At 71.8% G+C, this 15,361-nt stretch carries 16 protein-coding genes; 3 read left to right on the top strand and 13 right to left on the bottom strand.

Annotated features, from left to right (window positions below; translation table 11 throughout):
- Positions 1 to 12 precede the first annotated feature (12 nt).
- Both ACIOJE_RS32460 and ACIOJE_RS32455 read right to left on the bottom strand, forming a co-directional pair.
- Complete coding sequence (locus ACIOJE_RS32460; RefSeq protein ID WP_280683866.1) at positions 13 to 1,215, bottom strand: MFS transporter; 1,203 nt, start codon at positions 1,213 to 1,215, stop codon at positions 13 to 15.
- Positions 1,216 to 1,372: 157 nt separating this feature from the next.
- Positions 1,373 to 1,534 carry a hypothetical protein gene (locus tag ACIOJE_RS32455; protein ID WP_280683867.1) on the bottom strand — a complete coding sequence of 54 codons (162 nt, stop codon included), beginning with the start codon at positions 1,532 to 1,534 and terminating at the stop codon, positions 1,373 to 1,375.
- A 294-nt stretch (positions 1,535 to 1,828) separates the two neighbouring features.
- On the opposite strand from ACIOJE_RS32455, the gene ACIOJE_RS32450 reads away from it, so the two are divergent.
- The 3 genes from ACIOJE_RS32450 (at position 1,829) to ACIOJE_RS32440 (ending at position 5,133) form a co-directional block, all read left to right on the top strand.
- Positions 1,829 to 2,851, top strand: a complete 1,023-nt coding sequence (locus ACIOJE_RS32450; RefSeq protein ID WP_280683869.1) for a tyrosine-type recombinase/integrase — start codon at positions 1,829 to 1,831, stop codon at positions 2,849 to 2,851.
- A gap of 162 nt (positions 2,852 to 3,013) precedes the next feature.
- A complete protein-coding gene (locus tag ACIOJE_RS32445; RefSeq protein ID WP_280683870.1) occupies positions 3,014 to 3,640 on the top strand; it encodes a DUF6000 family protein in 627 nt (208 codons plus the stop codon).
- A 347-nt stretch (positions 3,641 to 3,987) separates the two neighbouring features.
- The gene (locus ACIOJE_RS32440) at positions 3,988 to 5,133 is read left to right on the top strand and encodes a hypothetical protein (protein ID WP_280683872.1); all 1,146 of its coding nucleotides are present in this window, start codon (positions 3,988 to 3,990) and stop codon (positions 5,131 to 5,133) included.
- A 293-nt stretch (positions 5,134 to 5,426) separates the two neighbouring features.
- Here the strand turns inward: ACIOJE_RS32440 and ACIOJE_RS32435 are convergent, their stop codons facing one another.
- The 11 genes from ACIOJE_RS32435 to ACIOJE_RS32385 form a co-directional block, all read right to left on the bottom strand.
- Entirely contained in the window at positions 5,427 to 6,008 is a 582-nt protein-coding gene (locus tag ACIOJE_RS32435; protein ID WP_280683874.1) for a hypothetical protein, read from the bottom strand.
- The gene (locus ACIOJE_RS32430; RefSeq protein WP_400781154.1) at positions 6,005 to 7,279 is read right to left on the bottom strand and encodes a DnaB-like helicase N-terminal domain-containing protein; all 1,275 of its coding nucleotides are present in this window, start codon (positions 7,277 to 7,279) and stop codon (positions 6,005 to 6,007) included. Before ACIOJE_RS32430 ends, ACIOJE_RS32435 begins: the two co-directional genes overlap by 4 nt.
- On the bottom strand, positions 7,182 to 7,412 hold the full coding sequence (locus ACIOJE_RS32425) for a hypothetical protein (protein WP_280683876.1): 231 nt from the start codon (positions 7,410 to 7,412) through the stop codon (positions 7,182 to 7,184). The genes ACIOJE_RS32430 and ACIOJE_RS32425 overlap by 98 nt, the downstream gene beginning before the upstream one ends.
- 28 nt (positions 7,413 to 7,440) lie before the next feature.
- On the bottom strand, positions 7,441 to 7,782 hold the full coding sequence (locus tag ACIOJE_RS32420) for a hypothetical protein (protein ID WP_280683878.1): 342 nt from the start codon (positions 7,780 to 7,782) through the stop codon (positions 7,441 to 7,443).
- Between the two features lie 141 nt (positions 7,783 to 7,923).
- On the bottom strand, positions 7,924 to 9,705 hold the full coding sequence (locus tag ACIOJE_RS32415; RefSeq protein WP_280683880.1) for a type IV secretory system conjugative DNA transfer family protein: 1,782 nt from the start codon (positions 9,703 to 9,705) through the stop codon (positions 7,924 to 7,926).
- A gap of 100 nt (positions 9,706 to 9,805) precedes the next feature.
- On the bottom strand, positions 9,806 to 10,234 hold the full coding sequence (locus ACIOJE_RS32410; RefSeq protein WP_280683882.1) for a hypothetical protein: 429 nt from the start codon (positions 10,232 to 10,234) through the stop codon (positions 9,806 to 9,808).
- A gap of 719 nt (positions 10,235 to 10,953) precedes the next feature.
- Complete coding sequence (locus ACIOJE_RS32405) at positions 10,954 to 12,180, bottom strand: hypothetical protein (protein WP_280683884.1); 1,227 nt, start codon at positions 12,178 to 12,180, stop codon at positions 10,954 to 10,956.
- A 116-nt stretch (positions 12,181 to 12,296) separates the two neighbouring features.
- Positions 12,297 to 12,800 (bottom strand): hypothetical protein, encoded by a 504-nt coding sequence (locus ACIOJE_RS32400; RefSeq protein ID WP_280683886.1) that lies wholly within the window; start codon positions 12,798 to 12,800, stop codon positions 12,297 to 12,299.
- Positions 12,801 to 12,878: 78 nt separating this feature from the next.
- Positions 12,879 to 13,376: a hypothetical protein gene (locus tag ACIOJE_RS32395; RefSeq protein WP_280683888.1), complete on the bottom strand. Its 498-nt coding sequence runs from the start codon at positions 13,374 to 13,376 to the stop codon at positions 12,879 to 12,881.
- A gap of 46 nt (positions 13,377 to 13,422) precedes the next feature.
- A complete protein-coding gene (locus tag ACIOJE_RS32390; RefSeq protein WP_280683891.1) occupies positions 13,423 to 14,181 on the bottom strand; it encodes a hypothetical protein in 759 nt (252 codons plus the stop codon).
- Between the two features lie 97 nt (positions 14,182 to 14,278).
- Positions 14,279 to 15,343, bottom strand: a complete 1,065-nt coding sequence (locus ACIOJE_RS32385; protein ID WP_280683893.1) for a hypothetical protein — start codon at positions 15,341 to 15,343, stop codon at positions 14,279 to 14,281.
- Positions 15,344 to 15,361 lie beyond the last annotated feature (18 nt).

Genomic DNA, 15,361 nt, shown 5'->3' with positions numbered 1-15,361 from the left:
GATGCGTGGGGGTCAGGCGGAGAGGCGGTCGTTGAAGCGGTGCAGCAGCCACAGCGCGAAGGCGGCCCCGGCGAGCGGGACGGCGGCGACGAGCAGCGGGGCGGTGGTGAGGGAGGCGAGGGCGGTGCCGGCGGCCTGGCCGACGCCGATGCAGGCGATCAGCCAGGCGAACGCCTCGGTCGCTTCACCTTCGGGGGCGAGGCGGTCGACGGTGAGGAAGGCCGCGGTCAGCAGCGGTGCGAGGAAGGTGCCGGGCAGGACGGCGCCCAGGACGGCGACGGCGGGCGCGGGGTCGGGCAGCAGCGGCAGCCATCCGGCGGCGAAGCCGATCGAGGCGGCGACCAGGTGCTTGGCGGGGGCGCCGGGCCAGGCGTGTCGGCCGTAGGCGAGGCCGCCGAGCATGCTGCCGATGGACAGCGCGGCCGGCATCACCCCGGCCAGCCACCCGGCGTGGTGGCGCTCGGCGGCGGACAGCGCCAGCACGTTGACTGCGCCGAGTGCGACACCGGTCCCGATCAGCGCGGCGAACAGCACCCGAAGCCCCGGCACGCGCAGCGGACCCGTCCAGTGCACCGCTTCGGTGAACTCGTTCGGCGTCCAGGCGCGGGAGGGCCGGGCGGTGACGACCAGGCCGGTGCCGAGCAGGCCGAGCGCCGTGGTCGCCACCAGGGCGGTGGTCGCTCCGGCTCCGGCGGCGAAGCCGGTGGCCAGCAGCGGACCCGCGATGAAGACCAGGCCCTGGGTGCTGCTGTCCAGCGAGAGCGCGGTGCGCTGGCGCCCGGCGTCGGGCAGAAGGTGAGGCCACAGGGCCCGAAGACCGGCCTCCAGCGGCGGCGTCGCCAGCCCCGCCGCCAGCACCGTCAGCGCGGCGAGCACCGGGTGGCGCGCCGGACCGGTGCACGGCAGCAGCAGGAACGCCGTACTGGCGGCGATCGTGGCGGGGACGAGGACCTGGGTCTGGCCGTGGCGGTCGACCAGGCGTCCGAGCAGCGGCTGCCCGAGCGCGGAGGCGAGGCCGTACAGGGCGCCGAGGGCGCCGGCCAGGGCGAGCGGGCCGTGCTCGGCGCGCACCAGCAGCAGGATCGCGATCGGTGCCATGCCGGTGGGTAGGCGGCCGATCAGGGTGCCGCCCAGCAGGCGGGCGACGTGCGGCGAACCCAGGACAGCGCGGTATCCGCTGTCCTGGGCTGGGCCGCAGGCGGTGGTGGTGCTCAAGGGAGAAGGTCCTTCGGTCGTACGGCCGGCGGCGAGCGGGCGCGCCGGACTCGGGCATGCGCAGGCATGACAGCCCCCTCGATTCGGTGCGGCTGCGGAGAGAAGAGTCCGCGGATTCCGGGATTTGGTACGGCCGGGAAAAAGAGGTAGAAGCCCCTCACTCGCCGTGGCAGCGCGGGTAGCGGGGGAAAGGTGGCGCCAGCAACTCCATTGCCCTGGTGGCCTGTTGGGGTACGACGCCGTTGCCGAGGGCGGTGAGCTGGGCCGGGCGCCCAAGCCCCGGGGTGGCGGTCACCCAGCCCGGATCAAGGCCCTGCATCCACTCGACGAACTCCGCGCGAAGCCGCCCGCCTTCGTCTGTGGGCGGCGGCGCCAGGCGGGTGAGCGTCTCCCATCGGGCGACGGCGCCGGCGTACGGCCTCCACCGTCCGGGGTCGAGCCGTCCAGCGGCGTGGCCTCCGCCCACAGGGGTAGTGCCGCCGCTTCCGACACGGGCGGGGTCGGCCGCCTGCGGGAGCGCGAGGCCGGGTGCCGGGGTGAGGAAGGCCGGAGCGAGGCCGCTGCCGAGGGCAGGGTCAGGTCCCCGCCGCCGTGCCGCTGGTTCGGCGAGCCCTTGATCCCGTCCGACGCCTTCGGCGTGGGCCGCAGCCGGGCCTACCGGGCAGGCATCATCTCGACCGTCGCCGTGCTCTTCCGCCATGCCGCCGTCGCCGAGTGGGACGACGTCCCGGCCCGCCCTTTGATCACACATGCCGACATGCCCCGCGTCATCGAACGCGTTCCCCGGTTCATCCCCAAGGACCAGCTCGAACCCGTCATGAACCGGGTCCGCCAGCTCGACTGCGCGTTGCAACGGTGCGCGCTGCTGGTCGCCCGGTGGAGCGGAGCCCGCCGCACCGAGATCCGCAAGCTCCACCTCGACTGCCTCGACACATACCCGGACGGCACCCCTCGGCTGCGGCTCGCGGCAGGGAAGGGTCTCAAGGAACGCACCGTCCCGCTGCACGACGAGGCCGCCGACGCGATCCGCGCGCTGGTCGAACTGCGGCAGCTCCAACACGATCGAGGCATCCACGACTCCGACCTCGGACGCCCCGTGCGCTACCTGTTCTTGCGTAACGGCGGCCTGGCAGGTCCCGACTACCTCTTCGCCAACCCACTGCGCGAGATCTGCCAGGCGCTCGGCATCCTGAACAGCGTCGGCAAGCCCGCGATCCACCCCCACCGCTTCCGGCACACCCTGGGCACCCAACTTGCCGAGAGAGGCGCCCGCGTGCAGACCATCATGAAGGTCCTCGGCCACAAGAGCCCCGGCATGTCGATGACCTACACCCACATCTCCGACCCCACGGTCTTGGCCGACTACCAAGCCGTTCTGACGCCCGGCGCGGTCATCGCCGGCCCGCTCGCCGACACCCTGCGCTCCGGACAGCTCGACCAGGACGCGCTGGACTGGCTCAAGACCAACTTCTACAAGACCGAACTCGAACTGGGCCGTTGCCTTCGCCTGCCCCAGGAGGGCCCCTGCGAGTGCGACCTGTATCTCAGCTGCGCGAAGTTCGTCACCACGCCTCAGTACGCGCCACGCCTGCGTGAACGGCTCTGCACCGAGCGGCAGTTGATCACCGACGCATAGGACCGCGGTTGGGAGCGGGAGATCGAGCGCCACCAGCGCATCGCCGGCCGGATCACCAGCCTCCTCGATGACCTCGGCGAACCCCACGATGAGCCTGCCGACTGAACAGTGCGGCTGAGAAATGCACTGGTCGGACGGCTCCGACCAGGACAGGATGTGGTCATGCGTTACGCTCACGAGGACCCCGAGTTGGCCACTTTGGTCCGCCGCTATGTCACGCCCGATCGGCGCTACCTCAGGCTCGGCGGCAACCTTCTGCGCGTGGCCGGCAGCGAACGCGCCAAGGTCACACGGGAGCTCGGCGAGGCCGCTGGCGACATCACGCCCCGTGAACTGACCATCCTGCTCGAAGGCGGGTGGCGTGAGCGCAAGACCGCAGCCTGGCTCATCGCCGTCGCCCGCAGAACCGAGTTCCGTGAATGCCTCGGCGAACTGCTGCTTGACAGCGAGGTCTGCTATGCGGGCATCGCCTACTGCGTCGCCCTTGCAACCTTCGGCACCCCTGCTGACCCGGACCTGTTGGCCGCCTACCTCGATCGCTACCTGCGACGCCCCGACCTCTACTACGACCAGACAGCCGCCATGGGCGCACTCCTGCACCTCGACACCAAGCTCGGCGCCGATCGAGCAGCCCGGTTCCTGGCCCCCGACGGTCTCTGGCACCAGTGGATTGACGGGCCACCCCGCAAGGAGCACCACGGCACACCGGAAAGTAGCCGCGAGATCATCAGCCAGTTCTGTGCCATCGCTGATGAGAGCTCCGAGCACTGCGCGGCAATGAAGCGATGACGCCGTCCTCAAAAGGGTGACACCTGATCGAAGGAACGCACCACCGCACAACTCGAAGTTGTCCAGATAAGCGAGGAAGACCCTGGCCCGATGGTGGGGTGCACCGACATCGGAAGCACGAAGTACAAGCCACTTCGCGTCGTACCTGAGCTCGGCCAGGGTGCCGAGTACGGCGCCAAGTGCCCGCAGATCAGGCACGTCGTTGGCCTACCAGCACCATTCAGGCATGAGGTCTCGGCGCACTGCAGGTCCAGCAGAGGGTGCGGGAAGTCCACCGCACCCGCCCAGCGAGCCTCCCAATTCGAACCCTGGGTGTACCAGTTGGGATGCTCTGAGAGACTTGGGCCGTGACGATTGACTCCCGCTTCCGCTCGCGCAGTTTCGAGGTCTCCTGGCCGCACTGGATCATCAAGGCCGAACTTGAGCGCCTCATCAAAGCGAGCGACGGGCCTCAGCACCACGTTTCGAACTGGTCTGACGAGTGCGAGCTGTTCCTGACCGAGGCATTCACTTCGACCGATCCCGCGGACGAATTCCGTAGCCTCTCGGAGCGCCGGAGTACTTGGGTCGACCCATTTGACGAGTCCTCGCCCACCTCGCGCGAGGACTGGCTACGGGACCTCAGCGGGGCGCTCGACGTGCTGCCAGTTCCGGCGCCACGGCTGCCCTACTGGTCAGAGCGGCGAACTGGTCCAAAGGCCTCGTCCTCGACCGACTTGGCAGCGACTTCGCGACGCTTCGCCTGGACGATCGGCAAAATGATCGACTCTGGTTACTTCGCCTGGGCGTTTGGCGACTCCTGCGTGGACGGCGACTACGACGGAGAGCTCGGACCGGACCCAGCCGAGGAGATGCATCGGGAGCTTGGCCGTGGGGATCTGTGGCCCGTGCCCTACTATTCCGATGGGTACAGCCTCGATGACCTGTGCGACGTCATCGAGTACTTGGCCGATCATGTTCGCCGGCCACTTCGCCGCCGATACCACGACTACGCGGGCTGCGGGTGGCACTTCGAGGCGTTCTCCGCTGAGCGCGGCGCGCAGATCTACCGCTGGCGCGTGAACCAGATCCTGTCTCAGAGCGTGCTCGGCCTAACCCTGGCCGAGAACGGCCGTCTGGAGATGGTCGCGCCCAGCGCTGTGGAAGACCTCGTCACGGCCGTGCGTGCAGCCGAGAACGTGCACGACGCCGACGACATCGAGCTGGAACATGCCCTGGCCCAGTTCCGGGCACGCGGCGCAAGTGAGATGGACCGGCGGCAGGCCGTCATCGCACTGGCTGGGATCTTGGAGCGCCGGCGCGGACTCGTCAAGGAGCAGCTGCTCAGCAAGGACGAGGGGGCGCTGTTCCAGATCGCCAACCAGTTCGGCATCCGTCACCAGGACGCCAAGCAGCAGAAGGAGTACAACTCCGAGCTATACCTGGAGTGGATCTTCTACTGGTACGTCGCGACGATCAACCTGACGAACCGGATTGTTGCTGCGCAGCCGTAGGTGTCGAGTCAAGATCGCACTCAACGCCGGAACCGTCTTGCAGCGCGCGGTGGTGATCCCGTGCAACATCACCGACCAGCCAGGTCTGCCGGTGGTGGCGCAGGAGAGCACGTACTGCTGGAGGCCCGCGAGAGGGGCTAGGACGTCGAAGGCCGCTTCGGGGGCGGGCCAGATGCCGGGCAGCATCGGCGAGTTGGTCGACGAGTGTGTGGAACTGCTCACCTCGCGCTGACCGGGGACGAAGTCCATGACGGCGGTTCCCGTGGCGATAGGGGAAAGGGAAGGGGGCTGGTTCAACGCGAGCGCGCGGCGGTGGGAGCCGGAGGCGGGGCGGCGGCTACAGCCCCAGCGGGTGGCGCGGCCGGTGCGGGAGCACCGGCCGAGCGGGCCCGGGCTGCTTGGGCCCGCGTGTGCTGGGTGTCGATGATCCTCACGGTCGTCCGGACGGCCTGCCCAGCCTCCGCGAACTCGCTGTGGGCGGTCGCGACCGCTTCCTCGATGACCTGGTTCGCGGTCTCCAACGCCTGATCGGCATCGGGCCGGCCGCGCAGCGGCGCGATGTGGGTGATCGTGGCCAACTGGTCGGTGACCGCCCCGAGAGCCGAGGCCGCCTGGCCCATCCGGTCGACGACCTGGCCGTAGGTCCAGGCCGTGCGCAGCACGTGCTCGGGGGCGGGTTCGACGGCAATCCGAGTGTGGATGGCCTGGCCCATCTCCGCGATCAGCAGGCCGAGTTCGGTGATGCTCTGGCTCACCAAGGCGGCGTCCGCGAGCCGGTTCGGCAGCCGGGTCGAGGAGGGCAGGCGCGCCTGCTGCCCTTCCAGGCGAGCGGCCAGGGACCGCAGGGCGAGGGATTCGCTGACGGGGGTGTTCACGTGGGGCTCCGGTGGGAGTGGTGGGGGCTGGTGTGCTCGTGGACCCGCTGTGGGCCGGGGGCGGGCGGAGGTACGTGGCTCGGCGTCGGGCTCGCGCGGGTGCCCGGCAGGGTGGGGCTTCGGGCGAGCGCGGCTTGGACACGGGCGGCCTGGCCATGGTCCGGCCGGGGTTGTGGTGTGGGAGGGGCGGTGGCGGTGTGCCAGCGGGCCCGTACCTCCTCCAGCGGGCCGAGGGCGTGCAGCGCGTGGCCGATCAGCTGCCCGGGGGCAAGGCGCCGTTCGTCGGCGTGGGCGGCGATCTGCAGCGCGGCGCCGGCGGCGGCGCGGGTGAGGGAGGAGCGCAGGAGCTGCTCGCCCAGCCACTCGGCCGAACCCGCCGCCCCGTCGCGCAGCACCGGCGCGAGCTGCTCCTCGGTGAGCGTGCCTTCCGCGAGCAGGCCGCGCCGCTGGACCTCCCACAGTGTGGTGACCGGGTCGATCGGCTCGCCCCGGTGGTGGAGCGCGCCCAGGCAGCGGTAGAGCTGGCCGTGGCCGGGATGGGTGAAGTCCTGGGGGCGAAGCCAGTTGAAGACCTCGCCGATCGCGCCGTTCTGGTGGACGAGCATGGACAGCAGGAACTGCTCGTCGCCTGCCTGCGCCGCCGCAGGAGGTTCGGCGGCCGCGGGGAGAGGAGGTGTCCTCGGGGCGGTGGCCCGGGGGTGGGTTCCCCAGCGCGTCGCGAGGTCGTCCAGGACGCCCGCGAGCACGTCGGCCTGGGCAGCGGTGCCGTTGACCTCGCGCTGCCCGGCGTCCTCCCGGGCGACGGCGAGCAGGCGGTCGGCGTGCTCGGCGACGGTGCGGTGGATCGACCCCTCCAGCACCATCCGCCCATACAACGGCGCGTGGGCGGGGCGCGGGCAGGCGGCGACGAGGGTGTGCAGGTAGGAGGCGGTGAGCCCGCGCACGTGCTGGCCGGCCTCGGTCAGGGTGTCGGTCAGCCATGCCAGTGGCACCGCCTCCTCCGTGCCGAGAGCCGGGTGGCTCTCGGCACGGAGCTTGCGCAGCGCGGCGAACAGCGCCTGGTGGCCGGGCCGGTAGAAGTCGCGCGGCTCCAGCCATTCGAGGCCATCGAGCTGGTGGGGTCGAGCAGGACCGCTCCGAGTACGGCCTGCTCGCCCTGGAGCAGCGGGTCCATCACCGGCTCCGGCGGCGCCGGGCGTCGCGGTCGGCGCGGAGCTGGGCGACCGCGCGGTCGGCGGCGGCCCTCGCGGCGGCGAAGCGGTCCAGCTCACGGGTAAACGTCGGGTCGGTGGCCAGGACCGAGCCGTCGCCGGTGATCAGCCACCACTGGCCGCCCCGGCGCACGACCGGCGCACCGGCGAGCGGCTTCGGACGGCCCTGCCGGGTGGGCGAGTTGTCGGACATGGAGAACTCCTCGGGGAGTTTGGCGGATTCAGCGGCGGCGGCGCGTGGGGGTCGCGGCGGCTGATGGGGTGGCCGGCGTCCCGGCCGGAAGGGCCTGGGGCCGGGCGGGCGAGGAGGAGGCGGCAGCACGGACCCTGACCTTGTCCGGTACGGGGCGGGCGTGGGCGCGTACGGCCTCGGCGGTCGCGGTGAAGCGGCGCCGGGAAGCGTCCAGGCCGGACGGCGGCGCCCACCGGGCGGCGTTGGCGGTGAGCGCCGGGGCGAGGGCGGCGACCTCGCCGGCGAGAGCCGTACCGCAGGCGAGCAGTCGAGACTGCGGCGACCACAGGTCAAGGAACCAGTTCCCGTCGTCCAGCAGGACCGCCTGCACATGTGCGGCACCGGGGGGTGTCCTGGTAGACCCAGGTTCCGCTGCGCGGTTGGCGCCAGCCGGACCCGGCGAACACCGGTTCTGGCACTGCGAGTTGGGGCGCGGAGCCTGCGTTCTTGAAGAGGGAGGTGTTCGAGATGGTCATGCCGCCAGCCCGAAGCCGTCGTGGTCATGGGACTTGGCAAGGGCCCGTTCGGTGATGGCCTTGGTAGCGCGGGCGGAGGCCGGGCCGATCTCCTTGGCGGAGCGCTCCTTGTACCAGGGCTTGAGGTCGAGCATCGCCACCCGCATGCCGGTCGCGAAGAGCAGGATCTTGCCCTTGGGTAGGGCGCGGATCTCGTCGGGCGGCAGGATGCGCTCGGTGCGCATCGACACCGAAGTCGACTTGCCGCTGCCGGAGTCGGACACGGAGACGGTCTGCACGTCGTGCTCGCCGATCTGCCTCGACAGCTTGTCCGCGAAGTCGGCGTCATCGATCCCCGACCCGATCACCTTGACGGTGGCCGCGGACCAGAGGGCGTCCATTCCGGCCGCGCCCCAGCAGCGCTGGCCCTGCCGGTAGCTCTGGAGGATGGTGATCGGGATGACGCCCCGGCTGCCGAGGTGGGAGTAGAGGTCGGGGAGGTCGCTGATCTTGCAGACGTTGGCGGCCTCATCCAACACGCACAGGGCGGGCGGGTCGAGCCGGCCGCCGTTGCGTTCGGCGACGATGACGGCCGCGCGCATCACCGCGTCGGCCGCCGCCGCGATGATTGCCGAGGCGCTGCCGCCGCCGTCCTTGCTGAGCAGGAACAGCGTGTCGCGGGAGGAGGCGAAGGCGAACGGCTTGAACTCCGCCAGATCCGGGGTGGGGGTGACCCAGGCGGCGATCTCCGGGTCCAGCAGGCAGCTGGCGTACTGCCTCGCGGTCTCGTAGATCCCGTCACGGGTCTCGGTGGCACCGGTGACGGTGCCCTGGAGCTGGGCGGAGACCGCGTGGTGGCCGGCATCGGTGAGCAGGTCGACGGGGGTGCGGTCGGAGGGGGAGGCGAGCCAGGCCAGCACGTCGGTGATCGGGCGGCGGTGGCTCGCGGCGGCCAGGAACAGCGACCCGAGGGTGTTGCTCGCCGCGGTCGACCAGAAGTCGGAGCCGCTGGACTCGTCCACGCTCGCGGTGACGAAGTGCCCGGCCAGGCGCTTGGCCCCGGCGAGGTCGCGGGCGTCCGCGAGGATGTCCCACCACATCTCGCGCGGGTGATGCGCGATCTGCTGCGGGTCGAGTGTCCAGACCTTGCCGACCTTCGCGCGGGCGTCGACACAGGCCGTGAAAGCATCGTTCGCGGCCTTGTTCGACGTCAGAAGGACGGGCCCGGGGGCGGAGAGGATCGCGGGGATCGCGATGCCGCTGGTCTTGCCGGAGCGGGGCGCCATGATGGCGACCATCACGTCCTCCCACGAGGCCCGGACCTCGGCCTTGCCCGGGGAGAGCGTGCCGATGGGGATGCCGCGGTGGGCCGGGGCTATGTCCTTCTCGTCCCTCAGGCTTGGACGCAGGCTGCGGGCCTTGGCGGTGATCTCCTTGTCCAGCAGCGGAGCGATGTCCGCCGGCCGGGCCATGCCGCTCTTCGTCCCGGCGCGGCGGCGCAGCCACCAGGCGAGCGCGGTGCCGGTGAGGGCGAGGGTGAGCGCGCCGGGGACGACGCGGGCGCCGACCAGGACGGCGGCCGGGCCGAGGTGGGGCCACAGCCGGTGAGGGTGAAGGAGGGCTTCGGTGACGTGGAACGGCGCCCAAGGTCCGGACCCGAAGAAGTAGTTGGTGAGGTTGCCGGTCAGCCAGGCGAGGGTGCCGAAGGCGAGGGCGGCGCCGACGACGGCGACCAGGAGGTAGAGGAGCGCGTCCGTGACGGAGGTGGTCGACGGCGCGCCGGTGCGCGGGGCGGGCACGAGGGAGTCCAGGAGGGTGCGAGCGGGCGGTGGGCGGGGCGCGCTCGGCTCTCGAACGGATCACGGTGCTCTCCATGGGGGCTTGGGCTGGCGGAACGTTTCAGCGGGTGCGGGCGGCAGGCCGGACCGGCGCCGCCGCTGCGGGCGTACCGGCCTGTGCGGGAGCGGCCTTCGCAACGGCGGAGGGGAACGTGCGGCAGGCAGCGGCATGCCGCTGCTCCTCGGACTGGACGATGCAGTTCTGGCCGACGTACCCGACGACCAGGTGAGGGTCGATTCCGACTCGGTACCCGGCGTCGTCCAGGAACCCGGCCGCCGTGGAGGCCGCAGCGGGCCGGTCAGCGCCGGGAGTGTCCGGCGGAAGGTGGTAGCAGCAACGGCCGTGCGGGTCCGAGGCGGTGAAACCGCACTGGCGCAGGACGTCGTGGATCTGGTCCGGGGCGTCGATGCGGCAGTAGGCCCAGACCACCCCGTCCGAGCGGCGGACGATCTCGACGTCGGTGCCGAACGCGTCGGCGAGGGTGCGCATCGTTGGTTTCCTTCGGTTCGGTCAGCGTGCGTGCCGGGGGCGGCCGGTGGAGGCCGTGGCCGCTGCCGGGGCCCGCGGATTCGCAGGGGAGGCCCGGCGGGCGGTGGCGTGGGGGGAGGTGGCGAGGGCGGCGGCCTGGCGGGGGGGTGTCCGGCGCGTTCACACCGGGCTCAGGCGCGGCGCCCATGACGTCGTGCAGGACTTCGCGGGTGCGCAGGACGGGCATCAGGTCCGGGTGGCGGGAGGGGCTGGACTCGGTGGGGCAGGCGGCGATTCCCTCGGTGGCGGCCTTCAGGTCCTCCCGGACGGTGAGGAGCGCCTGGTGCGCGGTGGCCAGGCGTGTCCACATGTCGTAGGGCAGGTTGTAGCCGGGCGGGTCGAAGTCCACCTGGGCGCGAGCCCAGTCGGCCCCGGCCGCGACCAGCTCGGTCAGCTGCGTCAGCGGGCCGACCAAGGCGCTGGTCGTCTCTTCGAGGATCGCCGCCACGTCCCCGGGGCTGGCGTCCTCTTCCAGCCGTACGACCATGCCCGGCAACGAGTACGGGTCGGCGGCGGGCGGCGGGATGTAACGGACCTGAAGCGGCTGGTCGGCGGCGGATGGCCGGTCGCCGTGGACCAGGCGGATGTTGTGCTGCAGGGCGGCGCCGACCGCTTCTCCGATCGACGAATAGTGCTCGGGCACCGGGGCTCCCAGAGGAATAGTGACGGGCAGGAACGTTTCAGCGAGTGCGGCCGGCGGCCACCGCTGCGGCCGGGCCGGGCGGCAGCCGGGTGGAGGCGGCGGCGGGCACGCCCGGGGTGTTGGAGACGGGCACGGTGGTGCTGCGGGCGAGGGCAGCGCGGGTGCGCAGGTCGTCGGCGGCGCGGACCTCGGGAGTGCCTGCCGCGTGGGACATGGCGCGCTGCACCTCGTCGACGACACCGGCCAGTTCCGCCTGGGCGGTGACCAACTGGTCGGACGCGAAGCCGAACCGGTCGGAGAGTGCGAACTGGTCGGCGTCGAGATCGGTGATCTGCTCGGAGGCGATCTCCAGGGCCTCCTGGAGGCGGACGAGCATCCCGTCGTCCGGGTCGAGCAGCTCGTCGAGCACTTCGGCGAGTTCGGCGAAGTCCGTGGCGCCGCGCAGCGCATCGGTGAGATTCAGGACCTGCTGGCCCGCGGTGTTGAGCGGCTCGGCCTCCAGCCTGGGGTCGAGGCCGACCTTGTAGCGGGCGGCGCGCAGCATCTTGGCGGCATGGGCGGCGATGGAGGCCCGGTCGGCGGGGGCGGTGGTGGTGGGCAGCCGGTGGCGGCGGCCGTGCCAGTCGTCGATCTGCTTGAACCCGGCGTGACGCAGCAGGGTGGCCGACAGGTCGTCGCTGGTGCCGGTGGCGACGACGCTGCCGCTGGGCTCGGCGCTGATGGTGATGACGGGCATCCGGTGGTCCTTGGCGGTGGTGACGGTACGGGTGAGGTGGCCAAGGTCGGCGGCGATGCGGGTGCACTCGGCCTGTACGTGGAAGGGGTCTCGGTAGGTGCCGTGGATGTATCCGTCCTCGCGCACGACGGTAGCGACGACGTGCACCGACCGGTCGCCGTTGCGGATCGCGGCCCACCGGCAGCCGTGAGGGTCGCCAGCGGGGGCAAGCCCGGTCGCGGCGACCAGGCGCCGGGCGACGTCGGCCCACTGGGCATCGCTCAGGTCCGGGTGGCGAGGGTCGGAGCGCACCGAGCACATCCACACCGGGTACTCGGGCGCCCGGGCGCCGATCCGCAGGGCCGGGGCGTCCAGCACGCCTCCGCCGAGGACCTCCTGCGGGTCACCGAACAGCGGCAGCTGCTTATCGGCGCCGCGGTAATCGGCGCCGATCAACCTGGGACGCAGCCGGCCGTGGGGCTCGTCCAGGCCGTAGAGGGCGGGGATCAGCGCGGCCGTGGTGGTGGCGCGCTGCAGGTGGGCGATCACGGCGTCCCCTCTCGAACGGCGGGCGGGCTGACAGGGACAGAATCCGGTGATCCGGCGGTTTGGCCCGGCCGGAAGGCAGTGGTAGAGGGCAGCCCGGCCGGGCGTTCCCGCGCGCGTCAGTGCCGAGAGGTGAGCCCGTGTTCACGGGCGAAGTCCTCGCAGGCCCACCGGGCGAACCGCTGGTCGTTGTGCAGCCGAGCCCAGCGGCCGTCCCGGCGGATGACGGTGGCGACGAGATCGAGCCGGTCGTCGGCGTTGCGCAGGGCCACCCACCGGCACGCGTCGGGGTCGCCGTCCGGCTCGATGCCGGTGGCGTCAAGCACCTTCCACGTCAGCTCGAACCACCGGTCGTCGCTGAGCGCGCCGTTGCTGCGTATCGAGCAGTGCCAGGTCAGACGCCGTGACGGGGCGTGGCCGGTACGGGGCTTGCGCAGCGCCACCGGCTCGTCCAGCAGCGCCGCCAGATCCGGCAGGACGACATCCTCGTCGGCGGGCGGACCGGGCGACCACGACGCCAGCAGGTAGGACTCGAAGCCGGGATCGTCGTCGTACAGCGCGGCGAGCAGGTCGGAGGTGCTCTCGGTGCGCCGGACGGTGCAGTACAGAGAGGAGGCGGACATGGAAGGGCCTCGTGAATCGCTGTTCAGGGGAGAGAAGTTGGTGGCGGTGCCCTGCACCCGGGGCAGGGCTTCGGCGGGTCAGACGAAGGGGTTCTCAGTCGGCCGGTCGGTGTCCACGGCCGCCTCCAGCAGCTCGGGCAGGTCGCCAGGTTCGCTGGCGCGCTGGTCGATCCACCAGCCGGCGCGGGTGATCGTGCGCGCCTGGTCCTCGATCCGCTCCCACTCGGGTTCCGGCATGCCGGAGTCGAGGACCAGGGCGGTGTAGGCGGCGGCGAGGACCTGGTGGCGGCAGCGCACGCCCCAGGAGATCCCCTTCTCGGTGCCCTCCAGCGGCGGCATCCGGAACTGCTCGGACCAGGCGTCCGATTCGGCCTGTTCGGCGGCGCGCTTGGCCTCCAGCCACGCCGTCTTATCGGCCTCGTCGCCGGCCTTCGCTGCGCGCCAGCAGTCGGTGCACTCCTGCTTGGCCAGCCACTGGGCGAAGCCGGCCCGGCGGTCGGCCGGACGGTCACCGAGGTCGCGCTCGGTCTCGTGCCCGCACGAGTGGGTGATCTGCCAGACCTTCTTTACAGCCATGCGCTCTGCTCCTTGGGGGTGGGGGTCGGGGTCGGGGTCGGGGTGGTCAGCGGGCGCGCGCGAAGGCGATGCGCGGGTCGACCGCCGCCGACGGCGGGCTCACGGCCACGGCGGGCGACACGGCGGCGGGTGCCTTGAGCGCGGCTTCGTCGACGCGGAACTTGTGCGTGGTGAACGCCTGGCGGACCGCTGTGCGGTGGGCGGCGACGTCCTCGGCGAGCTGGGGCTGCATGGCGACCTGGAAGTGACCGCGTCGAAGTCCCATGACGGTGTGGGCCACCACGTCGAGTGACTCCGCCCGGGTGCCCCCTGGGGGGAGGTAGACGTCCAGGTCCCGCTGGTAGCGCCAGCCATCGGTGTTCAGGAAGATGCCCGGGTTGAAGGGCAGGTCGTCATTGACGGCGGCGACGATGCCCAGGCTCGGGTGCTCGGCGATGGCGACGTCCGGTCCAGCGCTCGGCGCGGGGGAGCGCTGCGGCCCAGGGGCCTCCGGTGTGGCGTGCGCCTGCCGCTCCTGCACCTGGTGCTGCCGGTCGGTGCTCTCCGGGGCCAGGGCCATGTCGGTGTCGACGCGGTAGCCGGCGCCGGTGAGGAGCTTGGCGGCCCAGGCGGCGCGCTCGGAGGCTTCGCGGTGCTGGTCGGTGAGTGTGAAGAGCTTCGGGTTGCCGGGCAGGCGCTGGAAGTCGAGGCGCTCCAGCATCCACTGGGCGGCGGCCGACTGGGTGGGCAGGGAGGCGACGATGCCGTGGCTCGGGTGGTGCCCGATAGCGACGTCGGGCAGCTGGGTGGGTTCGGCGGCAGGCACGGTGGGGCTCCGCTTCGCTGGTTCGGACGGTGGACCGGTAGGCGGTGCGGGGTCTGTCTCGGCGGGGCACAGCGGCCTTTCTTCTTGGATCGGGGGTTCAGCGGTGCGGCACGGCAGCGCGCACAGCGGCGGCCGGGGCGGCGAGGACGGCCTCGGCCGGGTGGCCGGTGAGAGTGTGCGCGGAGGTGGGGGAGGTGGTGAGCGCGGCGAGAACCCGGGTGTCGAGGCCACCGGCCGCGACCTGGGCTGCGGGTCGGGGACGGCCGGGGTGGGCGGTGTGCCGGTCGGCGAGGTCGCCGCGCATCGCCCGGATCTCCCCCACGTAGCCGTCCGCCGTGTCCGCGATGTACCGCAGGCGGGCGGCGTAGTGCGGATCGGACGCGCCGCCCAGGCCCTCCCACCAGCCGGCGCTCTCGTTCAGGGCGGCGACGACCTGATCCAGGACGCCGTCGCCGGGCGCGGTCAGCTCGCTGAGCGCGTCGACCACCTGCCGGGTGTGCCCGGCCGTGGAGATGGCCGTGGGTACCTCGGCCAGTAGCCGCATCGGCGGCAGCGACGGCGGGAGGGTGGCGTCGAGCAGGTCGTCCGAACAGGCAAAGGTGTAGCCGTTGGCCAGTAGGTGGTCGACGGCCCGTGCCACGGCGGCGCGACGCTCCTGTGGGTCGAGCATGGCGGCCGGGAGGCGGTGGTAGGTCTCGTGCACCCGCACGACGGGGACGAACCCAGCGCGGTGGAGGATCGACTCCGCACTGATCGGCAGATCCTGGCCCTGCTGCTGGAGCGGAGCGCCGAGTCGGTCCAGATGCGTGTCGACCGAGGCGAGCATCGACTCGACGCTGCGACCGTGTCGCGCGTCCGGACCGGTCGGCTGGCTGTCGTACAACACCTCGCGGGACCGGGTACGGGGATCTTCCCGAAACGCGTACCAGCCGACGACCTCGTCGTCGCCGATGCGAGGGACGACGAACAGACGGCCTTCGTCGGGCAGTTCAGCTTCGACGTACGCGAGGCTTCGGGCAGTGCAGGGGATTGCTCGTTGCGCGAGCGACCTGGTGATGTCGGAGAGCGAGTCCTCTTCGGGTGGACCGTTGAGGCGGTAGACGAAGGCGTTGACACCGGAAGCGGTCTCGGTGAAATGGACCATCAGCTGGTCGGGTTGCATGGCGTGCTCCTGCCTCGA

The sequence above is a fragment of the Kitasatospora sp. NPDC087861 genome, assembly GCF_044742585.1.
Taxonomy (GTDB): Bacteria; Actinomycetota; Actinomycetes; order Streptomycetales; family Streptomycetaceae; genus Kitasatospora.
This window is presented reverse-complemented; position numbering and strand designations above follow the sequence as displayed.